This is a genomic window from Phreatobacter sp. (assembly GCF_016793595.1).
GTDB lineage: Bacteria > Pseudomonadota > Alphaproteobacteria > Rhizobiales > Phreatobacteraceae > Phreatobacter.
Genome location: NZ_JAEULY010000009.1, coordinates 307217 through 329608, shown reverse-complemented (window position 1 = coordinate 329608; position 22392 = coordinate 307217). Strand labels below are relative to the sequence as shown.

Annotated in this window: 24 protein-coding genes, 1 tRNA gene and 1 pseudogene; 11 read left to right on the top strand and 15 right to left on the bottom strand. The window is 63.0% G+C overall.

From position 1 onward, the window contains the following. The first annotated feature begins 1 nt into the window (after window position 1). Window positions 2-1801, top strand: a complete 1800-nt coding sequence (recJ, locus tag JNK84_RS12600) for a single-stranded-DNA-specific exonuclease RecJ (protein WP_293424563.1) — start codon at window positions 2-4, stop codon at window positions 1799-1801. On the opposite strand, the gene JNK84_RS12595 is transcribed toward recJ, so the two are convergent. Next, entirely contained in the window at window positions 1759-2157 is a 399-nt protein-coding gene (locus tag JNK84_RS12595; RefSeq protein WP_293424561.1) for a hypothetical protein, read from the bottom strand. The genes recJ and JNK84_RS12595 overlap by 43 nt on opposite strands. 237 nt (window positions 2158-2394) lie before the next feature. On the opposite strand from JNK84_RS12595, the gene lysM reads away from it, so the two are divergent. From lysM to JNK84_RS12570, 6 genes are all read left to right on the top strand, one after another. After that, the gene (gene lysM, locus JNK84_RS12590) at window positions 2395-2829 is read left to right on the top strand and encodes a peptidoglycan-binding protein LysM (RefSeq protein ID WP_293424559.1); all 435 of its coding nucleotides are present in this window, start codon (window positions 2395-2397) and stop codon (window positions 2827-2829) included. Window positions 2830-3133: 304 nt separating this feature from the next. After that, a tRNA-Glu gene (locus JNK84_RS12585) sits at window positions 3134-3209 on the top strand. 187 nt (window positions 3210-3396) lie between these two features. Then, window positions 3397-4173: a tyrosine-type recombinase/integrase gene (locus JNK84_RS12580; protein WP_293424557.1), complete on the top strand. Its 777-nt coding sequence runs from the start codon at window positions 3397-3399 to the stop codon at window positions 4171-4173. Beyond that, complete coding sequence (locus JNK84_RS12575; protein ID WP_293424555.1) at window positions 4163-4927, top strand: hypothetical protein; 765 nt, start codon at window positions 4163-4165, stop codon at window positions 4925-4927. The genes JNK84_RS12580 and JNK84_RS12575 overlap by 11 nt, the downstream gene beginning before the upstream one ends. A 45-nt stretch (window positions 4928-4972) precedes the next feature. Further along, a complete protein-coding gene (locus JNK84_RS23470) occupies window positions 4973-5206 on the top strand; it encodes a helix-turn-helix domain-containing protein (RefSeq protein WP_367272329.1) in 234 nt (77 codons plus the stop codon). 172 nt (window positions 5207-5378) lie between these two features. Beyond that, window positions 5379-7505, top strand: coding sequence for a phage/plasmid primase, P4 family (locus JNK84_RS12570; RefSeq protein ID WP_293424553.1), 2127 nt, complete (start codon window positions 5379-5381; stop codon window positions 7503-7505). Window positions 7506-7772: 267 nt separating this feature from the next. Here the strand turns inward: JNK84_RS12570 and JNK84_RS12565 are convergent, their stop codons facing one another. Further along, complete coding sequence (locus JNK84_RS12565; RefSeq protein ID WP_293424551.1) at window positions 7773-8948, bottom strand: MFS transporter; 1176 nt, start codon at window positions 8946-8948, stop codon at window positions 7773-7775. A gap of 119 nt (window positions 8949-9067) precedes the next feature. On the opposite strand from JNK84_RS12565, the gene JNK84_RS12560 reads away from it, so the two are divergent. After that, window positions 9068-9958, top strand: a complete 891-nt coding sequence (locus JNK84_RS12560; protein ID WP_367272328.1) for a substrate-binding domain-containing protein — start codon at window positions 9068-9070, stop codon at window positions 9956-9958. Between the two features lie 4 nt (window positions 9959-9962). Further along, complete coding sequence (locus tag JNK84_RS12555; protein ID WP_293424956.1) at window positions 9963-10391, top strand: hypothetical protein; 429 nt, start codon at window positions 9963-9965, stop codon at window positions 10389-10391. Here the strand turns inward: JNK84_RS12555 and JNK84_RS12550 are convergent. From JNK84_RS12550 to JNK84_RS12530, 5 genes and pseudogenes are all read right to left on the bottom strand, one after another. After that, window positions 10338-10463: pseudogene (locus JNK84_RS12550) on the bottom strand (cytochrome c biogenesis protein CcdA); the annotation flags it as partial. The gene JNK84_RS12555 and the pseudogene JNK84_RS12550 overlap by 54 nt on opposite strands. Before the next feature lie 134 nt (window positions 10464-10597). Then, window positions 10598-11245 (bottom strand): class I SAM-dependent methyltransferase, encoded by a 648-nt coding sequence (locus tag JNK84_RS12545; protein ID WP_293424549.1) that lies wholly within the window; start codon window positions 11243-11245, stop codon window positions 10598-10600. Window positions 11246-11390: 145 nt separating this feature from the next. Further along, the gene (locus JNK84_RS12540; protein WP_293424547.1) at window positions 11391-12785 is read right to left on the bottom strand and encodes a TRAP transporter large permease; all 1395 of its coding nucleotides are present in this window, start codon (window positions 12783-12785) and stop codon (window positions 11391-11393) included. A 1-nt stretch (window position 12786) separates the two neighbouring features. After that, entirely contained in the window at window positions 12787-13353 is a 567-nt protein-coding gene (locus JNK84_RS12535; RefSeq protein WP_293424545.1) for a TRAP transporter small permease subunit, read from the bottom strand. A gap of 123 nt (window positions 13354-13476) precedes the next feature. Beyond that, window positions 13477-14343, bottom strand: coding sequence for a cation transporter (locus JNK84_RS12530; RefSeq protein WP_293424543.1), 867 nt, complete (start codon window positions 14341-14343; stop codon window positions 13477-13479). Window positions 14344-14412: 69 nt separating this feature from the next. On the opposite strand from JNK84_RS12530, the gene JNK84_RS12525 reads away from it, so the two are divergent. Continuing rightward, complete coding sequence (locus JNK84_RS12525; protein WP_293424541.1) at window positions 14413-14847, top strand: MerR family transcriptional regulator; 435 nt, start codon at window positions 14413-14415, stop codon at window positions 14845-14847. Window positions 14848-14897: 50 nt separating this feature from the next. Here JNK84_RS12525 and JNK84_RS12520 read toward each other — a convergent pair whose 3' ends face one another. The 3 genes from JNK84_RS12520 to JNK84_RS12510 form a co-directional block, all read right to left on the bottom strand. After that, window positions 14898-15455, bottom strand: coding sequence for a hypothetical protein (locus JNK84_RS12520; RefSeq protein ID WP_293424539.1), 558 nt, complete (start codon window positions 15453-15455; stop codon window positions 14898-14900). A 476-nt stretch (window positions 15456-15931) separates the two neighbouring features. Then, window positions 15932-16882, bottom strand: coding sequence for a hypothetical protein (locus JNK84_RS12515; protein ID WP_293424537.1), 951 nt, complete (start codon window positions 16880-16882; stop codon window positions 15932-15934). Window positions 16883-16958: 76 nt separating this feature from the next. After that, a complete protein-coding gene (locus JNK84_RS12510) occupies window positions 16959-17846 on the bottom strand; it encodes a hypothetical protein (protein WP_293424535.1) in 888 nt (295 codons plus the stop codon). Window positions 17847-17952: 106 nt separating this feature from the next. Here JNK84_RS12510 and JNK84_RS12505 point away from each other — a divergent pair, with 106 nt between their 5' ends. Then, window positions 17953-18141 (top strand): helix-turn-helix domain-containing protein, encoded by a 189-nt coding sequence (locus JNK84_RS12505; RefSeq protein ID WP_367272327.1) that lies wholly within the window; start codon window positions 17953-17955, stop codon window positions 18139-18141. Between the two features lie 42 nt (window positions 18142-18183). Here the strand turns inward: JNK84_RS12505 and JNK84_RS12500 are convergent, their stop codons facing one another. The 5 genes from JNK84_RS12500 to JNK84_RS12480 form a co-directional block, all read right to left on the bottom strand. After that, the gene (locus JNK84_RS12500; RefSeq protein ID WP_293424531.1) at window positions 18184-19062 is read right to left on the bottom strand and encodes a hypothetical protein; all 879 of its coding nucleotides are present in this window, start codon (window positions 19060-19062) and stop codon (window positions 18184-18186) included. 212 nt (window positions 19063-19274) lie between these two features. Continuing rightward, window positions 19275-19865: a hypothetical protein gene (locus tag JNK84_RS12495; RefSeq protein ID WP_293424529.1), complete on the bottom strand. Its 591-nt coding sequence runs from the start codon at window positions 19863-19865 to the stop codon at window positions 19275-19277. After that, window positions 19862-20257 carry a DUF3768 domain-containing protein gene (locus tag JNK84_RS12490; RefSeq protein ID WP_293424527.1) on the bottom strand — a complete coding sequence of 132 codons (396 nt, stop codon included), beginning with the start codon at window positions 20255-20257 and terminating at the stop codon, window positions 19862-19864. Before JNK84_RS12490 ends, JNK84_RS12495 begins: the two co-directional genes overlap by 4 nt. Next, a complete protein-coding gene (locus tag JNK84_RS12485; RefSeq protein WP_293424525.1) occupies window positions 20254-21180 on the bottom strand; it encodes a hypothetical protein in 927 nt (308 codons plus the stop codon). Before JNK84_RS12485 ends, JNK84_RS12490 begins: the two co-directional genes overlap by 4 nt. 251 nt (window positions 21181-21431) lie before the next feature. Further along, window positions 21432-22022, bottom strand: a complete 591-nt coding sequence (locus JNK84_RS12480; RefSeq protein WP_293424523.1) for a tyrosine-type recombinase/integrase — start codon at window positions 22020-22022, stop codon at window positions 21432-21434. Window positions 22023-22392 lie beyond the last annotated feature (370 nt).

The window sequence follows — 22392 nt, the reverse complement described above, 5'->3', positions numbered from 1 at the left end:
GATGAGCGAGCGCCGGCTGTTCCTCGGCGTCGGGCAATCGGTCCTCGGACGCGCCTGGCGCGACCGGATGACCGATCCCGAACGGGCGCAGTCGCTGGCCATCACGCAGGCGCACGATCTGCCCGACATTCTCGCGCGCGTGCTCGCTGGTCGCGGCGTGACGGCGGAGGCGACGGAAGCCTTTCTCGAGCCGACCATCCGGGATTCGATGCCCGATCCCTCGATGCTGGCGGACATGGACCGGGCAGTCGAGCGGCTGGCAAAGGCCGTTCTGGACGGCGAGGGTGTCGCCATTTTCGGCGACTACGACGTTGATGGCGCGACCTCCTCGGCACTGCTGACCCTGTTCCTGAGGCAGGCCGGGCTCGATCCCGCGGTCCGCATCCCCGACCGGGTCTACGAAGGCTACGGGCCGAACATCGACGCGCTCCGCGAATTGGCGGCCGGCGGCGCGACGCTGCTGATCACCGTCGATTGCGGCACGACCAGCCACGAGGTGCTGGGCGGAGCGGCCGCCCTCGGCCTCGACGTCATCGTCTGCGACCATCATCAGGCCGACGAGACGCTGCCGGCGGTCGAGGCGGTGGTGAACCCGAACCGGCAGGACGACCTTTCCGGCCTTGGTCATCTCTGCGCCGCCGGCGTCGCCTTCATGCTGGTCGTCGCCCTCAACCGCCGGCTGCGTGCGCGAGGCTTCTGGACCACCGTGCGGCCCGAACCCGACCTGATGCGCCTGCTTGACCTGGTCGCGCTTGGCACCGTCGCCGATGTCGTGCCGCTGAAGGGGCTGAACCGCACCTTCGTCGCGCGGGGCCTCGGCGTCATGCGCCGGCGCGACAATGTCGGTCTGCGTGCGCTGATGGACGCGGCGCGGCTCGACGGCCCGCCGTCGCCCTATCATCTCGGCTACCTGCTGGGTCCCAGGATCAATGCCGGCGGGCGGATCGGCGATGCCGGCCTCGGCGCGCGCCTGCTTGTCACGGAGGACACCGGCGAGGCCATCCGGATCGCGGGCGAACTCGACCGGCTCAACCGTGAGCGGCAGGTGGTGGAGCAGGGAACCGTCGCCGAGGCCGAGGCCGAGGCGCTGGCCGCGCTCGGACCGCTGGAGGAAGGCGCCTCGGTGGTCGTCACGGCACGCGACGGCTGGCATCCGGGCGTCGTGGGGCTCGTCGCCGCGCGCCTGAAGGAACGGTTCAAGCGGCCAGCCTTCGCCGTCTCCTTCACCGGCGACACGGGAACAGGCTCCGGGCGCTCGATCGCGGGCGTCGATCTCGGCGCCGCCGTACGCCGGGCGGTTGCCGCCGGCATCCTCGCCAAGGGTGGCGGCCACACCATGGCGGCTGGCATCACCGTATCGCGGGGACGGCTGGCGGATTTCCGTGCCTTCCTGGAGGAACGGCTCGCCACGGCGGTCGAAGCCGCCCGCCGCGAGGAGGCCCTGTTCATCGATGCCGCAACGACGGCGGCCGGCATTCGTCCGGAACTGGTCGCCATGCTGGAGCGGGCAGGGCCCTTCGGCAGCGGCAATCCCGAGCCGGTTCTGGTGCTGCCGTCGCACACGGTCGTCTATGCAGAGGAGGTCGGTGGGACGCACGTCCGCGCGCGCCTGAAAGCGGGTGACGGTCAGACGGTGGATGCCATCGCCTTCCGGGCGGCGGGGCAGCCCGTCGGCAAGGCGCTCGCCGATCACCGGGGCAGGGCGCTACACCTCGCCGGAGCGGTATCCCTCGATCGCTGGCAGGGGCAGGACAGGGTTCAGTTCCGCATTCTCGATGCGGCCGTGCCCCAGCGATCCTGACGGGCCGGCTCGGCCTTCTCCCTGCCGCGCCGCCAGCGGGCGAACAGCCCCGCGATCGCGCCCTGACGCTTGCCCGTGGGGCTCGTGGGACCCGCCATGGAGCGCCCGGCCTCGACGGCGACGCGGCGGGCGACCACGGCAAGCGATGTATCGGTCATCACCGCCTCCCTGAGCGCGCCGAGCAGGGCGGCCGCTTCGATCTGGGGATCAATGCAGGTGCGGGCATCATCGAGAAGCGCGGCGAAGGACGGCTTCCACAGGGGATCGCCGAGCCGCCAGCGCACCAGTGCCGCGACGCCCTCATGCTGAGACGCTACCGCCGTGGCGGAAAAATCCGCAAACGCCGAACCCTTCATGGCGAACCCGAGACGCAACTGTCACGAAATGAGTCGGCACGCACCGACGGAAACCAAGTCCACGCCGGCCGGCCCTGTGTCGCAAGGCGGCAATATGACGTTGCGGAGCTTATCCACAGCCGGTGCGCCAGCGGGCGATGTAGGCTGGCGTGCGGGGCGACTGGTCAGACGCCTGTCCGCTGGCTAGTCTCACTGCCCGTCTGGGTTGAATGCCCGGGCCGCGGTCAGGAGGACAGCATGGGTTTCTTCGATTTCGTCAAGAATGTCGGCAAGAAGCTGGTCGGAGCCAGCGAGGCGCAGGCAGCGCCCGCGCCGGAACTCGCCAAGGAGGTCGCGAGCCATGGCTTCGACGCCGGCAGCCTGCAGATCCAGTCGAGCGGCAACAATGTCCAGGTCTCCGGCCAGGTGAAGTCGCAGGAAGAGGCCGAGCGGATCATCCTCGCGCTGGGCAACACGGTCGGCGTGTCGCAGGTCGATACCAGCCAGCTGATCGTCAGCAACGAGGCAGCGGCCGCCAAGATGTACACGGTGAAGAAGGGCGACACGCTCTGGAAGATCGCCGAGGCGCATTACGGCAAAGGTGCGGAGTACCCGAAGATCGTCGCCGCCAACAATCCGCCCATCGTCAATCCCGACCTGATCCAGCCGGGCTGGGTGCTGCGCATCCCCTGATGCTGTCCGGCCGTCCGGTGGCGGGCGCCGCGCGCCTGTGCCACCGGATTGCCGGCGGACGAATGCCGCGCGAGGTGCGGCTGGGTCGATGATTCCCCGGCTGGTGTCTTGCCTGTCGCGGAATGGCGTGGGGCGGGCATGGTCTCTGCTGCTTTCCGCGCCGTTCCGGCCTGCCCGCCCCGGCTGCAAGCGCATGGCCATCAAGGTTTTTTGCGATTATTCCGCCGCGACGAAATGATCTGCCCGACAGAGCTTGATGGTGGCGGCGAACACCCCTATAACGCCCGCCGCCGCCAAGCGGTTCGCTCCCTTCGTCTAGAGGCCTAGGACACCAGCCTTTCACGTTGGGTACACGGGTTCGAATCCCGTAGGGAGCGCCATTCATCATTGAAATCACTGCTATTTTAAGCCCTGGGGCACCTACTAGGGCACCTGGGAGCTGAAAATATGCCGGCATCGCTTCCGCCCGCTTCTTTTTCCATCGAACGGATGAACCGTGGGGCCGACTGGCGGAACGACAAGCACGCCTCGCAGTAGCGCAGCACTCTAGAGACTCACGCCGGCCCGGTGTTCGGCGAGAAGCCAATCGACACGGTCGATCTCGGCTTGGTTATGCAGGCCTTACAGCCGATTTGGGCAGAGAAGACCGAGACAGCCAGTCGTGTTCGCGGGCGGATCGAAGCGGTGCTCGATTGGGCCACCGTCCGCGGTCATCGTTGGGGCGAAAATCCGGCTCGCTGGCGTGGCCATCTCGACGCGCTGCTGCCGGCCCGCTCCCGTGTGCGGAAGGTCAAGCATCATCCGGCACTGCCCTATGAGGAACTGCCGGCCTTCATTAAGTCTCTCCGCGAGTGCGACGGCACTGCTCCTCGTGCCTTGGAATTTCTCATTCTGACCGCTGCGCGGACCGGTGAGGTCATTGGTGCCGACTGGTCGGAGATCGATCCGGAGCGGCGCATCTGGACGACACTTGCCGACCGCATGAAAGCCGGCCGAGAACATCGTGTGCCGCTGACAGATCGCGCAGTCGAGCTATTGGGGATGCCTCCCGCGTCCCGCATGGGTCCGATTTTCAAAACAGGACGTGGCGACGCTCCCCTTTCCAATATGGCGTTTCTCGCGCTGCTAAAGCGAATGGGGCGCACCGGCCTGACCGGCCATGGATTCCGCTCGACCTTTAGAGATTGGGTTGCCGAGAAGACCGAATTCCCGAACGAGCTTGCAGAAATGGCGCTGGCGCATACCGTCAGCAACAAGGTCGAAGCAGCGTACCGGCGTGGCGACATGTTCGAGCGTCGGCGGGAACTAATGAGATCGTGGGGAGACTTTGCCCGTGGCCAGTGAGTGTGATGTAGGCCTCTCGTTCCGCAATGCGATACATCGAATTAAACGCCTCAAGCTTAAAAAGCTTGATTTCTTAACCGCCCTCCAATCGGGGGTGCTAAATGCATTTATCAGATTGGACGCGCGCCACCGTTTCGATATTCCAGCTCTATTCTGGGAGAAGTACGATACCGCTCATTTTAGTTTCTCACCTGACGCGCCTGATTTTCACCTTTCTCTTTTTGACCTTAGAGACGCTGCCATACATGACATAGAAAGGTTACGCGCTGCTGTGGAGCAGAAGACCCAGGTGCCCCCTCAAGATCTTCCATTTTTGGGTAGTTGGTTTGCCGCATTGATCGAAGATTGGCGTCATTCCGAGCAAATTAAAGATTTGTCTTTCGTTTATAGTCTTCTGTTATCGGAGTATTTTCGTCGTGGCAACGATCTCTGCGATGCGCTAGTTTCGCAAAGCTCGCTGAAAGCTTATGAACGTGAGCAAAAACCAAAATCAAATGCTGGTCGATTTGCTGTCCCTGGCCCGGATGCGATGTGGGAAGCCGTCTTGGTTTTGGTGGTCTCAAGGAAAGACAAATCGCCCACAATCGACGAAATATACGAAACCATGGACGGGGCTCTTTCTGACAAAGACCGGAAACGCACGGATGAGGATGGCAATCTGCTCTACACGGAGGAGTTGTTGCACACCCGGGCCAAGCAAATTCGCAAGGCGTTGACGGCTGCATTTCGCGATTCCGGTAATTCCACGAATTGATTGTCGCCTAGGCTTTCGACCCAGACTGTCGCTGTAGTCTGGGCGATGAGCGCCCCAAGGAACAAGGAACTGACGGAGAGCGGCACCGTAGATGGCCATAAGCCCATCGCGGTGAGCATTGCGCAGGCGTGCCAGATCAGTGGGCTCAGTCGAGCGACCATATTTCGGTGCATCGCCGCCGGCCGCCTGCCCACTCGCAAACTCGGTTCCCGTACCCTCATCATTGTCGAGGAACTGCGCAGCTTCCTGACGGCGTTGCCGAAGGGAGGTGCCCGATGATTGCCGCTCGGCTCCACTCCGGCGTTGCCTACGCGCACGGACCGCCGTTTGCGCCGTCTTCGATTTGGAATCTGGAGCAGTGAACGGCTGCTCCACAGGCGCCGTCGCGTCCACGCTCATCTCAAAAAATCAACCTCAACAATCCGCCTTCGATGCGCGGAAAGGAACAACCATGCCCAAATCCAGCAAAACAACGCCCCTCTCGTTCGCGAAGCTCTCTCCCAAAGACAAGCGGCTCCACAAGGAGCTGATGTTGAAAGAGGGCAAGCGGCTATTCAAGCAGGGCCTTCGAGCTGTCGTGCTGAAGCCAGGCCAGAAACAACCTGCGACACGTCACGGCGTCGGTGATGCAGTCAAAAGCTACGTCAAGCTGAAGCGCATCGTACGCAACATGGAGGACTTCAATCTGGGCGTCGCTGCTGGCGACCTCAGTGGTATCATCGTTTTTGACATTGACCGACGGAATGGTGGACATCGCAGCTGGGGCCGGCTCGTGTCAGAGCTCGGTGACCCTGGCGTTGACCTGCCCAAGGTTCGCACCGGCAATGGGTTTCATATCTACGCGCGAGTCGCCAAAGCGGGGTTCACGAAGATGGTGATCCGCCCGGGGGTCGAGGTCCTCGCCAATCGTAGCTATGCTCTGGTTCCATCGTCCCTCCACCCATCGGGCAAGACGTACCAATGGGTCCACAAGCTCCCCCCTCCGGGGACAAAGATTCCCAAACTTGACCCTCGGTGGCTGAAGACCATCCGCGCGTTCGCAAAGCGGAAGCGGACGAGCACGTCGGACCGCCGCGAAGCGACAAAAAGTTCGTTTCGGGAGGGCGAGCGCAACAATGGGCTGACTTCGCTCGGCGGTAAGCTGCGCCGGAAGGGACATGACGAGGCAGCGATCCGACGGCAGCTTCTCAAGGCCAATGCCAAGCGCTGCAAGCCTCCGTTACCGAAAGACGAGGTCGCCAAGATCGCGCACAGCGTGGCGAAGTATCCGGACGGGAAGTCGGTCGCGGACCCGATGGAGCGCCTGGCATCCGCGTTCCTCAAAAGTCGCTTTAAGGGCGGCAAGTGGCTCCGCTATGAGGTTGACGATCGGTTCTGGGCCTATGATCGCCGGATCTGGGCGCTCCTCCGGGAGAAGACGCTGGAGCACGACCTACTCGCGTTCATGACGCGGAGCGGGATGGGACCGAAGACGCGGCGCGTCCCGCACGTCAAGGAAGTGGTCAACTATCTGCGGGTCTCGCAGGCCGCCGTCGATGACCTGCTGCACTTTCGCGGTGATCCGCCGCCAGTTCTCAACCTCATGAACGGAGAGCTCTGGCTGAGCGCGGATGGCGGCACGGACCTGCGTAAGCACTCATGGCAGTCCGGGCTCAGATCGATCCTCCAAGTGGAGTACAAGCCAGAGGCCAAATGCAAGGGGTATGACCGGGCGCTGACCGCGATCTTTGGCAGGGCTGAGGACCCGCAGGCCATGATCGACCTGTGGGACGAGATCGTCGGGTACATCATTCAGGCCCGACGGCATATTCCGCTGATCCTCATCCTGTTCGGCACCGGCGGCAACGGCAAGACGAAGCTGGTCGAGACCATCCGGAAGCTGCTCGGTGAAGACGCGGTCTATTCTGGCTCCGTCCATGACCTCGGCAAGAACCGGTTCGCCTTTTCGGCCCTGTTCGGCAAGCTGCTGTTTGTCGATGACGATGTGGAGCAAGGCGTCCGGCTGCCGGACGGCACCCTGAAAAAGATCTCCGAGGAAAAGGACCTCACCGCCGACGTAAAACACAAGGAGATGTTCAACTTCCGCTCGCGGGTGGTGCCGATGCTCCTCTGCAACAACGTGCCGACGCTGTCCGATATCAGCCCGGGCATGCAGCGGAGGCTCATGGTGGTCGAGTTTAAGCAGCGGTTCACCGGCAAGCGCGAGGACAAGGACCTGTTTCCGCGCATCTGGGCCAATGAGCTTCCGGGCATCCTCAACCGGGCACTACGTGGCCTTGCAAGGCTCCAGCGGCGGGGTCGCTTCGAACAGCCAAAGGACGCCCGCGCTGGCCTTAATGCGTTCCTTGGTCAGGCGAACCCGCTGACGGCGTTTGTTGAAGAGCGGTGTACCCGGTCACCCGGCGGCCAGGAACTGCTCCAGAGCCTCTACCAAGCTTATGCCGAGTGGGCCAAGGAGAGCGGTATCACCCGCACCCTGCAAAAGCTGACCATGAAGCGGCACCTTGCCAACCTTGGCTATGGCTCGAAAAAAACCAACAAGGGCCAAGCCATTCTCGACCTGAAACTCCAGGGCTAAGGGGAGGCGGGAATCCAACTCCTTCGTCAGCATCGTCGCCGATGGGCCTAGGTTAGACGAGGGGGCGCGAGCGTGACGAAAGTGACGCTCGCGCCCCCCTTTTCCTTTCGTTTTCTTGTTCTCTTCTCTGATTCATTGAATGAAAGAATGAGTGAGAAGCGAGAGCAGAAGGTTCGTGAGGATCGTCACCTTCGTCACCCTTGATGATGGCGACCCTCCCTCAGGGGTTGCGCGGTGCTCTGAGTGAAGTGCGACAGTGGTCAGTACTCATTTCGTACGGTGTGTCTCATCTTTGCGGGACCAACGAAGCGCCAACGGCCCGAGAAAAATCGCCAAACTCAGCAGGGCAAATCCTGCCAGCCAGGCATTGGGTGATTGAGGGCCGCCTGCGGCATCGAGCGCCAACCCGAAGCCCCAGCCTCCCAGCGCCGAAAGCCCGAAGCCGACCGTGGAATGGACCGCCATGGTCGCGCCCTTTGCGTGCGGGGTAGCAGCGCTCGCCATGCCCGATGTCAGGGCACCGGAATCCGCCGGGATGGTGATGGCGTAGAGCAAGATCAGTACGAATAGCATCCACGGCGGGGCTCCGGCGGCGAAGCCGATAGCCAGCCCGATCAGCCCCGACGCGCCTTGCACCCAGGAAATGGCGCGGTGCCGTCCAAAGCGCAGGGCAGCCTCGTTGCCGAGGATGCTCGAGGGCATCGACAGCAGACTGAAGAGAACGGAGAGGGTGATCGCTCCGGCAGGAACGTTGCCGGCGTTCGCGGCGGTGACGAAGGTCCAGAAGGACACCAACCAGGTACGCATGCCGTAGAGCTCGAAGCAGTGCGCTCCGTACGCCAGGATGTAGCCAAGAGCCGGGCGGTTGCCGAATACAGCGCGAAAATCGAAGGCCGATCCTTCACGCGGGACCGGCGGCACGGGTCGCATGAACAGAGTGGCGCCCAGCATCAGCATCGGCGCGACGCCTGTCACGTAGAAGGCGGCTTGCCAGCCGTACCGATCGGCTGCGACCTGGGCGATGAGAAAGGAGAGGGCCACCCCCAGCGAGAAGCTCGAGGTGTAGAGCGTGACGCTGCGCGAGATGTCGCCGGCCCCCAGCCGGTCGGTCAGTGCCTTCAGGCCTGGCATGTAGGCCCCTGCAAAGCCCAACCCTGCCAGTCCCCACATCAATGACGCTGTAACGACGTCGGTGGCCACCAGCGGGAAAGCCAGCGTGGCCGCCATACTCATGATGGTCCCACCAACCAGGACGCGCCTGGCGTCGATCTTGTCAGTGAGGGTGGCGAGGACGGGTACGGCCAGCATGTAGCCGAACGCGTAAGAACCGGCCATGAACCCCGCCTGGCTGGCCGAAAGCCCCCACAGCGGCATCAGGTGCTGCGCCATGATGGCCTGGACCACCATATGCGGAACCAGGTTGCCGACCTGGCCGATACACATGGCCACGACCAAAGACCGTCCGTGCAGTACCATTATTGCGCTCCCCCGCGTGGCAGTTTGACCCTGCGGAACTGGTCTTGCACAGTCTCCTGAACGAGGGGGGCGAAAGGACGCGGACCGTGCGCGGGAGCGAAGGACAGCGCGGAAAGCCCTTGCGGACACGTCGGGCCGTGCTGCTGGCGTCTGCCCTTACGGGTGCAGCTGTGGCTGCCCCTCGACGACGCCTCCTTGCCGAACGCCCCTATCGGTTCGGCCTAACGCCGGTGTTCCTCAGCAACGACCTTGCCCTTCTGGAGGCACTGCAGGGCTATCTCGCGCGTGCGCTCGGCGGCGAGGTGCAGCTGGTGCTCAAGCGCACATATCAGGAAATCACAACCCAGCTCATTGCCGGGGAGATCGATGCAGCCTGGATCTGCGGTTTTCCCTTTGTTGCGTACCGGCCGCGCCTCGAGTTGCTGGCGGTGCCGGTCTGGCGCGGTCAACCGCGCTACCAGTCCTACCTCATTGCCGGACCGGAGCAGAGGGGCACGGACATCGATGCGCTGCGCAGCAATACCCACGCGTTCTCCGATCCGGATTCCAACTCCGGCTTCCTCGTGACGAGGGCGCTCCTGGCGGAACGGCGGCAGACGCCAGAGGCCTTCTTCAGCCGCACGTTTTTCACATATGGGCACCGCAACGTCGTGCGGGCAGTGGCGTCAGGACTTGCCCAGTCCGGCAGCGTCGATGGCTATGTCTGGGAGGTGATGACCGAGACGGAACCGGAGTTGACCGGCCGGACGCGTGTTCTCTGGCGGTCTGAGTGGATGGGGTTTCCGCCGGTCGCGACATCGCTGGGTGGGCTTCGCAACGCCCGGACGGCGCGCTTGCAGAGCGCGCTCATCGCGATGCCCGGTGATGATCTCGGCCGCCGTGCGCTCGCTTTTCTTCGTCTCGACGGGTTCATGATGGCTCCGTCGAACCTCTATCAGGGCATTGCCGACCGCGTCGCCTTGGTGGGAAATGAGTAGCCCGATGAACCGCCTCAACCCCCTGGGCTGGCCGCTTGCCGTGAAGGCCCCGTCTATGGTGGTGGCGTTCATGCTGGCGGTGAGCGTTTTCATCACCCATGCCGTGCTCGAGCGCCAGCGCGAGACCCAGGAGCGCCACCTGAACGTCGTGTCGGCCACCTTCCTTGAAGGCATGGCGTCTGCGGTGCTGCCCTACGTGCTGCGCGAGGACGTGTGGGAGGTTTTCGATGCTATCGAGCGCAATGCCACCCTAAGCGGCGGCATGGGCCGCGTTTCCGTGGTGATCACGGATACCCGCCGTCGCACACTCGCCGCCAGCGACCCCGCCCGAGTGCCGATTGGCAGCGATCAGAGCTTTCGCGAAGCGGCGTTCACCTGCCCCGCCCGCGATATAGGAGAGGTATCCGGGCACAAGAGGAAGGACACACGGTGAGAGAAACGAGATCGCACCGGCGGTTGCGGCCGTTGCCAGGCCGACAAGCGAGATATCAACCGTTGCCACCATTACGTCCTAGGGTGCGTTGGTTTCGAGAGAGCGATCTGCCCGGCTCAGGGTTGACAGAGATCCATCCAGAAAGCGCTAGGCTGTTCTAAGCCCTGGATCTTCGGCGCATGTTCACATGTGCGGGAACGGCCGGCTCAGCGTCGTCCGCGATAGAGCGAAACCGATCCGCTCACGGTGGGAATGACGAGGGTCTCCTCCACTTCACGGAGTCCTGCACTACGCATGAGCTCAAGCAAGGCCCCCTTGGCGTTGGGCTCTGTGTTGGCGCGTCCATCAAGGTTCTGGATCGAGGCCCTGAAGAGCGTCCGCATCAACGGCGTGCGCTGCAACCCGTAGTCTGCGATGTGGATGTGGCCACCTGGCTCGAGCGCCGAACTCATCGCGGCGAGGGATGCCGCCTTTTCCTCCAGCGACACCTGATGGAGCACCAGGCTCGATACGATCTTGGTCGGCCTTACTGCGCCCAGGAGCTCCACCGCCTGGCGCGCCAGGCCAAGATGGTACTCGGCGCGAACTCCAGCCGTTTCAGCCTTCTTTCGTGCTCGCGCCAGCATCGCCGGGTCGGGATCGATCCCGATAAGCCTTGCTGAGGGTGCGGCTTTGCCGAGAAGAACGAGAAGCGAGCCTGTGCCGCAGCCCACGTCGAGAATGATATCCCGGGAATCTGGACCGACCTGCGCAATGAGAGCGCGTCGCCATCGCTTCTCCCGGGTGAGCGACGCGACGCCGAGATCGTACAGCGGGCTTAGCCAGTGATAGCCCGCAGCGGGTGTATACGTCATGTGCTGGTCATCCGTTTGCCGAATGACGCCACCGTACATCCTGTAGTCAGTACAGGATCAAGAGCCTTTGTTGGCGCTTCTTCGCGTCGCTCCCGCGGTATGGACCCTGCCGAGCGCCGGCCACTGCTCGGCTTTCACGGGAGCATCATTTCCAAGGGGACGCTGTATCAGAATCACCGAAAAGCGGGGGGATGCTGATGTTGATATCCTGCGGCGAAACTGATGGCGGCGGCGCCTTCAGTATGAGTTGCGGCGCCATGATAAGCAGGCCGACCATTGAGATCTGAATGCAGAGGAAAGGTACGGCTCCCCAGTATATGTCGACCGTCCGAACGATCGAAGGGGCAATGCTTCGAAGGTTGTAGATCGCGATGCCGAAGGGTGGATGCATAAACGAGGTCTGCAGATTGACCGCCAGCAAAATGGTCAGCCAGATCATATCAATGCCGAGTTTCTGCGCGACAGGAACGATAAGCGGCAAAACGATGAAAGCGATCTCGAAGAAATCGAGGACGAAGGCAACCAGGAATACGACCAGGCTAACGAATATGACGAAGCCCATCTGACCGGCTGGGACGTAATTGAACAGGGCCTGGACCCACTGCTCCCCGTTCAATCCCCTGAACACCAGCGTAAAGAACGACGCGCCCATCAGCAGGAACATCAGCCCGCAGATCAGGATGCCCGTTGCGAGCATGGCCTGTCGCAACTTCTTCAACGTGAGCTTGTTTTGAAGCAGGCCCAGCAACAGAGTGCCCGTCACGCCGATGGCCCCGCCCTCGGTCGGTGTCGCCACTCCATAATAGATCGCGGCCAGGACCATGAGGACCAGCCCCAAGGGCAGTCCCGCAGCAACGAGCGTTTGGCGGATGAGTAAGCCGACGCGACGTTCAGTCGCGAGCGAGGGATCGGGCGGCGCGCTGCCGGGCCGGATGCGGGTGAGGACGAACACATAGGTCAAGTAGGAGCCGATCAGCAGCAGACTGGGCACCAGCGCGCCGCGGTAGAGATCCGTGACGGACACTTCCATCTGTTCGGCCAGAACGATCAAGACGAGGCTTGGCGGAATGACCTGCGCGAGCGTTCCAGTTGCTGCAACGACACCTGTTGCCAGCCGGTGGTCATATCCCGCCCGCAGCATCACCGGTAAAGCAATTAATCCCACTGCGATGACGGAAGCAGAGACGAACCCGGTGATGCCGGAAATCACAGCGCCAACAATGATGGTCGCATAAGCAAGCCCGCCGGATACATTGCCAAAAAGCCTGTTCAGGGCGGCGAACATTCCTTCTGCGATGCCGATGCGCTCGAGGAGGAGGCCCATGAACACGAGCATGGGAAGGGCCAGGAAATTGTCATTGCTGAAGATGCCCTGGATCCTGAAGAAGATCGCGCTCAGAAAACTGACGTCGAAATGCCCGTTGAGAACTCCAATGGCGCCGAAAACACTGGCGATTGCCGCGAGGGAGAACGCAACCGGGAAACCCAAAAAGAGGACGATGACGAGCGCAACGAACATTGCCGGCGCGAGCAATGTCATGTCATTCCCCGTCGAAAAAGCGGCGATTGGCGCGGCTGCCTGTCTCGATCCCTCGCAGGAACGCTATACAGCGCACAGCCTCAGCCAGGCCTTGGAGAGCGAGGAGCGCGAAGCCGAACGGGATAAAACTCAGAATGATCCATGCGGGTATGGCGCTTGAGCTTTCGCGCGTCGCCCGGGTGTGTCCCGCTACCAGAGCTTCCCAGAACTTCGGCCCACTGAGCCACATCATGCCGGCGCATACGGGAAGAAGGACGAAAAGAATCCCGAACAGATCAATCCAGGCCAGGCCGCGTTCGCCGATGCGGTTTGCGAAAACGTCGACACGGACGTGCTCGTTCTTCTGCAAGGCATACGCCGCCGTGATGAAAACCACGGCAGCGAAGAAGTGCCATTGCATGTCAAAGGCCGACGACCAGGCGACGGAGAACACCTTTCTGCTGATCGCGTTAAATGTGATCAGCAACGCGTTCAGCAGCAGCGCCCAGCTGACCACGGAAGCCAGCTTCTCGCTCAGACCATCAATCCAATGGACAAGCCGCATAGTGTCCACGCGCTCCAAGGACATGGCGGCCGACCTCAGCATCATGCTGCGGCAAAGTACCGACGGGGAATGAGGGTACATCCTGTAGCGGCTAGAGGAGCAAGCGGTGTTTCAGAACCGCCGGGCAGAGAAAGCCCGCGCCCGAGCCTAGGCAGCGTGGGAAAGGTCTGACCGTGCATCCCGGATGATCGCCCAGGCCGATTGCAAAAACAGGCCAGCGACCGCGAACGCCACCAGCAGGTCGGGCCAGGGCGAGGAGAGCCACCACACCAGGAGAGCTGCGGCGGCAACGGCCAGGTTGCCTATCGCGTCGTTGCGGGAGAAGAGCCAAACGGCACGCATGTTCGCGTCTCCCTTCCTGTGCGGGATCAGCACGAGTGCCGCCAGAACGTTGACGAAGAAGGCAGCGATAGCGAGGCCGCCCATCAGCAGGGTCTGCGGCTCGTGCGTGACGAAGACGCGGTAGGTCGTCGTGCCGACCACGACGAATCCAAGGACCGCGAGGAAGATACCCTGGAGAAGCGCCGCCTTCGCACGGGCAGCCAGGCCCCACCCCACCGCGATCAGCCCGAGGAACGAAATCAGGCCGTCGCCGATGAAGTCGAGGGCATCGGCCTGGAGCGCCTGTGAGCCAGCCAGGACGCTGCCGATAATTTGCACCACCCCATAGCCTGTGTTGAGCAGAACCACGATCCACAGCGCCCGCTTGTACGCCGGGGTCACATGCGACAAATCCGGGATCTTGTCGTCGTCATCCTGGCCAGCGCCAGCTCCCGCGACTTTAAATTCGCCCATGCGGTCGAGCTGGTAGCCGATGCCGGTGATCGCGCTCTCCAGCTCCGGGAGGCGTCGCCCAGGCTCGTCGACATCGACCGTCATGATCTGCGATGCGATCGATACCTTCACATGTTGAACCCCCTCAACCTTACGGGCGGCTGCCTCGATTTTTCCGGCACAGGAGGCGCAATCCATGCCGGTGATGCGGTAGCGGATAGGGGCTGTCTCGGTCGTCATGGGGGCTTCTCAATTGTCAGACTCCCTGTAGGCTACATCCTGTAGCGACTACAGGAGCAAGACCAAAATATGCAGATCGGCCAGCTCGCGCGTCACGCCGGCGTGAACATCGAAACCATCAGGTTCTACGAGCGGATTGGCGTGCTGCCGCCGCCACAGCGACAAGGCAACGGCCGGCGGCTATACACCTATACAGATGCTCAGCGATTGGGTTTCGTACGACATGCGCGCGAGCTGGGATTTGAACTCTCAGCGGTCCGCACACTTCTGGCCCTGCAGGAACAGCCGGGCGCTTCCTGTGAAGACGCCAGCCGCATCGCTCAGTCGCAGTTGGCCGAAGTTGAGAGCCGCATAGCCAGGCTCCTGCGCTTGCGCGAGGAGCTGTCGCGCATGGTCAGCGACTGCCAACGGGGGGAAGTGGCCGCCTGTCGCGTGATCGAAGCCCTCGCGTCGAGCTCCGCGCTACGCTCGCCAAGGACACTCGCCAAAAGGAAGGCCAGCTAGTCCGATGCCGAAGCCGTTACGCGGCAGCGCTGGACCCAGTCCGCGGCCTCTTACGGCAACTCCTGGCCCACTGCCATGAAGGGCCGCAGGCGTTCGAGCAGGCTTGAACATGCGTCGTCTACCGCGCGTCCCATATATCTGAGGCCCGCGCCCTGGTTGTGCGGATAAACATTCATTTCGACCAAGCCATCGCGTCGATCCCAGGCTCGACGGGTGCGCGTGGCCATTCGATGGATGACCTTCGAGGTCTGAACAAGTTTGAATTCCCGGGAATTTCCCGATTGCGGATCTGCCTCGCCTGCCATCTCTACCGCCAGTCGCGCGGCCATTACCTTTCGCGGATCCAGGCCCGAGATATGGCGAAGCTCCCAGGCGGCGCGGGCCGGATCGCCCGGCCGGGGGCCGGCACCCGAAGCCTCGGTTGGGATATAAAGCGCCCTGACCTTCACAATAGTCTCGGCAACCAGGGGGTCGCTCTCGTTCGCTTTGATCCATTCAAGCGCTATGCGCCGCAACGGCCTGATCTCGGTAGCCGTGAAGGACCGCCGGTCCACACTCCCATGGCGCTGGAATGCATTCGCGTGCGAGCGGCAAAGCCGAACGCCCAAGCCCTCTCCCGCAATTGTCTGGCTTAGACGTTCGCACCCCCAAACAGAACATTTCTCAGCGGACGACTCCTCGGCGATCCGCCCGGACATCGTGCGCCCGCCCTCCCCGGGTTCGCCATGCGTCGGCATGCACCACCTTTGTGCCTTTCCGACGAAGATTTGAGAGGCCGTCGAGCCCAGAAGAGCAAATGACATTTTCATCAGTCTTAATATATGATAATGTCATTTACATTATATTTGGAGCCAGCCTAACTTTGATGCTGCCGGGCATTTGGGGCAGATTTCGTGCGCCCGGCTTGGGCGCCAAGCTCGAGGCCGGCTTCGGTACGAAGATATGGACGTCTGCTTCTCGGTGACGAGTTACCTTCCGCTTTGGGGGCGCAAAGCTGACTGCAGCCGGACCAGGCGAAAGTGCCTTGTACTCAATCTACACTGAAGCAACATGAGCGGGTTTGGATCATGCAGAGCGATGTTGGTTAGCGCGTTTCTTCGATCGCGATCTGAGCCCTAATCTCATCGACTCTGCGCTCCTGATCGGCGCGTTCGTTTGGCCGGGTGAGGCGGCTGAGACGGGCCTCTGCGTTGGCCAAATACCCACGCAGGCGTTCGAGACGATGCGCGCGTTCCTGCGATTTCTCTGCTTCTCGCCGTTCTGAGTCACGGCGACGTGCCTCTTCAGCAAATTGCTGGTTCGCGCGATCGCGAGCTGCTTGCTCTTGCCTCTGCCGCTGCTCCTCGCGGTCGCGATTGAGTTCCCGAACACGGCGGTTCTCAGCCTCGCGAGCCTCAAACTCGGCCCGGTCGGCTTCCATCTGCCTGCCGCGGATGAGGGCTTCCTTTTGAGCGATGGCCTGGTGCATCTCGCGGGTGACGGCGCCCTCGTTCTTCGCCTTCGCATCGAGGGCGAGCGTTTGGATCAGGAGGTCGCCGAGTTCGGTTTCGAGCAGTTCGACATTGTCGCCGGCGCCCGCGAATGTCATGTCGTAGGCAAGCTCTGTGACGAGAGTTGCAGAGACGGGCCGCCGGATGATCGTCGTCGTGGTGTGGAGACGTGTGTCCGGTTCCATGGCGGCCCGGCTATAGGTGATCTTGACCCTTGCGCGGATGCGACAGGCTCGCTGGGGCGCTGTTCCGCCGATTTGGATCGCGCGAACCTCCTCCAGCTCAACCGCGATCGTACCTTCTGCCGAGACCTCAGTGACGAAGGCTGGCCCGAACGTGCCGATCGCGAGCATGCCCACCGGATTGTTCGCCACGCTCCGGAGCTCGTTCAACAGCGGCACCGACGCTTCAAACTCCAAGATCGAGACGCGGCGGCATTCTAGGTCGCCGAGAGTTTGCGCAGGAGCGGATGTACCTAGACTCAGGAGGGTCGGTATGGCGACCGCCGCCATTTGCAGGAGATTGACTGCCGATCGTTTGATCATGGTCCACCCGGTCGACTGAAGCATAAACGGTTCAGGGTTTGACGCGCCGAGAGCGCGATCCTGTGCATGTGTCTTCTCATGGCAGGCGCTCCACAGTTGCGTAGAGGCGTCGGTCGGTCGTGACCTCCAGCGTGTAGGAGATCGGGTGACTGCGGGTGAGGATGAGATTGTTCGGTCCGGTCAGCGTTAGCCCTGCCGCACAATGCTGAACCTGGCCCACGAGCTCGCGCTGCCGGATCGCATCGAGCTCGACCTTAGCGAGGAGGTTGAGGCGCCCTTGCGGATCGTAGTGGTCTCGGACGATGGTAGTCACGAGGTTCTGCGCGTCGCTGGAGGCGCAGTTCCGTGCAGCGTCGCGCTCCTCGTACAGGGCGGTTGTAACACCGCCTCCAACGATCAAGGCGATGGCCGTCGCGGCGCCCGCGACCGAGGTTTTGTCCCGGCGGATCGCGCCAGACCGAACCTCTCGCGCGATCTGGTAGAGGAAGAGAGAGCTGCCGAGGACGCCGAAGCCGATGATGGCGGGGACGAGGATCAGGGCGAACAAGCTGATCCCGAGCGCCGGCTTCAAGACGAGGTCGAGCGCGATCAGTCCGATCCAGAGCGCGACAAGCACCCAGGCGAAGGCAACCTTGCGCCAGGCCGCCCAGGTCACCTGGAAGAAGGCAGCGGGGATATTGAACTGACTGTCGTCGAGGGCTGGCAGCCAGAGGTTCATGGGACGCTGGCTAACGGCTGCCGAAGCAACCTGCGCGAAGGACACGCGCTCAATCGGCCGCTCGCCGAGGCCGTGCCGACTGAGGATGCCTTCGAACCGCACCCGGTAGTGTTCGAGCTTGGTGGGTTCGATGAACTGACCGAGAACCACCGGATCGAGCAGATCCCTCATCAATGTGGGCTGGGCAGGTGGAGATCTTCCGCCGGCAGAGTTCTCACCGGCTGTTGCGGGCGTTGTATCCGTCATGATTGTAGCTCCCAAGTTGTAGCATAAACGCTGTAGTCATAAATGCGTCAAGGCAGTCTGGTCGCGCCTTGTGAAGCGCGATCGACCCAGTCCTGTTCGTCAGCTTGTGGCGGGGAATATCCGGCGCCTCAGGGACGAGCGCGAACTCAGCCAGGAGGAACTGGCTCACCGCGCTGACCTCCACCGCACCAACATCTCGAAGATCGAGCGCGGGCTGCATGCCGTGTCGGTCGACAACCTCCACTGGATCGCCAAAGCGCTTGGCGTCGAAGCCGCCGATCTCCTCAAGCGGTGAAGGGAACCGCGCCGGCGGGACTACGGTCAGTCTCGACCTCTCTCAGTCGTTGCCGTCGAGGCTCGTGCCGATCGGCGCCCCGTCGAAGTAGGGGAAGCCGGCGGCTGCGAAGGTTGCGATGATCCGCGCCTTCACTTGCCCTGACGGCTGGCCGTTCCGGCGCTTGGCAAGGGAGTGGACGAACCAGGTGCCGAATACCTCGTGCCGGGCGAGGGCGACGATGACGAACTCGCACTCCTCGACGAGATAGAAGGCACGCTTCCCCGTCAGCGCCTCGGTCCAGATGGGAAGCGTGTTGAGGCAGTTCTCTAGACGCAAGCCAGCGGCTCGGAGGTCAGGCACGGTCGTGAGCGCCCTGATCCTCGACGTCCCCGCCCATGGCGGCTCTGGCAGCTGCACGTTGCGGATGAGCCGGCCGAATAGGTGTTCGATGCGCGAGGGCTTTTCCAGCGCGTTGAGCGAGCGGCGGATCGAAGCGGCCGAGAGGTCTGGCCGCAGCCGCGCAATGCCTTCACTAAGGAACAGGATGCCTGCCGCACCGAAGGTGCCGATGAGCCTGCCGCGATAGGCCGCCACCACATCGGCAGACGCGTCGGCGATGCGGACGATTGCACGTTCCGTCGGAACCCTTAGATCGCCATAGGCACGGCGGCGCTGCTCATCCCCGAGCACCGTGCCGAGCGCCTCATAGGTCGACGGCTCCAACAGGTCCGGACCGAGCCGCATGAGCGCACGGGTCGAGCCGGGATCGTGGCCCCATATGGCTTGAAGCACCTCGCGGCGGGAGCTTGAGGCGAGCGACCCCGCGAGCCAGGCCTCCGTGACGTGTCCATGCTTGGCCATTCCGGCCAGCGCCATGGCGATGTAGTGCCGGGTATGCGCGGGCGCCTCTGCGACGAAGCGGTGAAGTCCAGGCTCCATCGCGCAGAGTTGGTCGAGTGGCCCGGCTCCCCAGCCATAGAGCGGTTCGAGGTCGAGAGCCGCCTTACGCTTCCGGACTTTCGGCTTGTCCTTTTGTCGCCTGCGTGCGCCGTAGCATGGACGTGCGTGATCGATCCCAAGCATTGGGATAGTCCTTTCTGATGATGAGGTGGGGAGGGTGCAGTCGCCGCGCGGCGCAGCGGTGCGGCGGGTCAGGTCTTGCTCTTCAGCCTGCGAATGAACAGGATCTCCGCGGGATCGAGCACGTAGCGGCGCGCGCAGGGCACCACGGCGCAGGCAGATCGCTTCAGTGCGGTGAGGCCGTCGCTGTCGATCAGCTTGAGCCAGGTCCGGCCAGTCCTGATTGCGACGGACCAATGAGCCTCAAGTCCGCCGATCCCGATGATAGCGACGGTGCCGTCGTCGAGCTTCCTACGGAGCTCACCCCAGAGCGATGAGAGCCGGGGCTCGCGTCTGATCCTGTGGCGTATACGCTGCACGCCTAACCTGAGGTCGTGGCGTCGCGCGATCCATCGCAGAGCATGGCGCAGGAGCTTGCGCATGTGAGCAAAGTTGAGACCCCGCCAGAGGGTATTGAGCGCCTTCCGGCGGATTGCCCTGAGCTTACCGACGAGCCGCGCGAACAATGCGCGCGCATCGTCTCGGTCGAGCTTGGGGCAGAGGTGTGCGATCGCATTGGCGATGGCGTAGATGCCGCAGAGAGCGTCGAGCGATCCCTGGGCAAACGGGGTCGGGCGGTCTCGCGCCCGCCCCTTTGACGAGCGGCTGGGCACGGCGCTCACCACTCATCCATCAGCATGATCGTCATGACGCGCCGCGTGATCGACGCGTCAGCCGGGTTCTCGGAACCATAGGTCAGCGAGCGGTCGTAGTAGTCGATCTTGAACGCGACGCGCTCGCCAGCATGGTCGAATGCACCGAAGTCGTGCTCGCCATGCGGATCGTTATCAGTGCAAAAGTCGTCAAATGCCCTGACGCGTTCCAGGATGATCCGCTGCGCCTCGCCGCCGAGCGCGAGAATGCCTTGTGTGAGCATCACCTGCCCACCGGCGAAGGTCGTCCGGAACGTGTCGTTGAGGCAGCGGATGATCGTGCTGCGCGCAGCTTCGGCGATTGAGACCGCGTCGTGTTCGCTCCCGTCGCATGCATTCGTCTGATCGGTATTGTTCATCATATGTTCCTTCCGTGGTTTGCCCTGAGGGCGAGGTCGAAGCGGCGGATGAGGGCGACGGGCTCGCCGTCGTCATCCGCGATGGTGAATCCCTCGTGGGGTGCGAGGGCCTGCATCGGCCGATGAGGGCCGAGTTCGAGATGAGCGAGCGGCACGCCGCTAGCGGCGAGGACGCTGCGGTGGATGCTGGCGGGCAATGCCTTGTTGAAGTGAGAGGCACCGATCACCGGGATGCCGCCGAGCGCGGCCGAGGCTCCGGCTATGCCGTGGCGCTGCCAGTAGCCATCCATGCCCGGCCGCTTAAAGCCGTGGATGGCGCAGAGCGCGAGGTCCGGCGGGTGCGCCCGGATCAGCGCCCGCCAGCGCGTCAGGAAGGACCGGCGCAGCGCGAGCGATGGCTTATGCCATCCGCCAGGCCGGTCACGCGCGAGACGCATCGCGACCAGATCGGCAAAGCGAGAATGAACGACCGAGCGCGTACCGAAGGCATCATAGCAGCCGAGGAGCAACACACGCCGTCCACCACGCAGCGCGACGATGCGCGCGGGGCTCGCGAAGTCGAGGTCGAAGACCGGATAGGGCGGCTGCTTGCCGTGGGTATCGCCGTGTGAGGGGAAGGTCTTGCGGGCGAACCCGACCAGGTCCCCCGCCTGCCAGGCTGTCACCAACTGATCGCCGCCGATCTTCCTTGAGACCGGGTCGGCGTCCACGCCGATGATCAGCACCGCTCCGGGATGCTGTGCATCGAGTAAGCGCGAAGCCTCCGCACAAAGGCCGGCGGCCTTGGGTGCGAGCAGCGCTGAACGCCGGTCATTCTCGCCGAGGGCACCGATGGCCTTGCGCAGGCGGAAGAAGCCACCGGGCAACAGCATCGCGTCGACGCTGTGCCAATCGCGACGATCGACCAGCCCCTCGACAATCCGCATCAGGAGCGGTCCCCGTCGCCGCGCAATCGGCGGGGGACGGGCGCTGTGTCCAAGGACGGCGACACTGACCACGGACACGGTGCTTGGGCAAAGCGCCGGGTCATGCGCGCCGGCAGGCACAGGGGATCGATCACGGTCTGGGACCATGTCTTAGGCTCCGGTCATGGATGGAATGGGAGAGGTCTCGACAGACCGCTTGAGGCTGCGGTCGCACGGCGCATCGGGCGAGGCGCCCGGCGCAGGCCCGGCGCTCAGATCAGTCCGACGAGCTTGCGCTGTGCGGCGGTGTCGCCATCGATGTAGGCTTGGGTCGTCTCGATGGATCGGTGGCCGGCGAGTAGCTGAACATCGCGCAGGCTCGCGCCCGCCTTGTGCGCTTGCCGTGCCGCATTGGTGATGAAGGTCCGCCGCCCGGAATGCGACGAGCAACCCTCAAGGCCGAGTTCGGCGTAAAGGGCTATGAACCAGTTGACGATAGAGTTCGCTCGCATAGGCCCACCTCGCGCCGAGATGATGATCGGTCGATCGGGGTGAAGGTCGCTTCTGACACCGCAGCGCCTCAGCGCGACGAGTGCGGCTCTGAGCTCCGGGTGGATCGGAACGCGTCGGCCAGAGCCCTTCTTGGCGATCGATGAATGGATCGCGATGATGTCGCCGACGCGGCCACTGTCGGTCTGAACCATCGACCAGGTGAGGCCGGCGATCTCGGCGGCACGTAGGCCCGCCTGCACCGACAGCAGGACCATCACCCGGTCGCGATCGGCAAATGTATGTTGACGAACCCTCGCAAGGACGCGCACGAGCGCGCCCTGCGAGAGCACCTTGGCTTGGCGCCCCAGCATGGGATGTGTCTCCAGCAGATATGAAGATGATCTAGGTCGAGCGAAGCTGCGAGGGATCAGAGCGCACAAAGGTGACGCTGATCAGACCTCAAAGGGGGCAGGAATCGCAGCAGAATCACGATAGCGCGCACATGAAAGAAAGTCAAATTGTTCCATATTATCAGATGTTTACGTGATTCTGGCTGGCGCGCGCGTCGATCAGGCTCTCCTCTGGAAGAAGCACGCGCTCTAGCCGCGCTTCGGGAAAACCTCGCAACACCCAGAAACACCACCTTCAGGTAGTCCACGAATTGGTCACGGACCAGCGATCCATCGTATTCCACATCGAGCCGTTGGGAAACTAAGTCCTAGTCACTGCGGGCAGAACAAT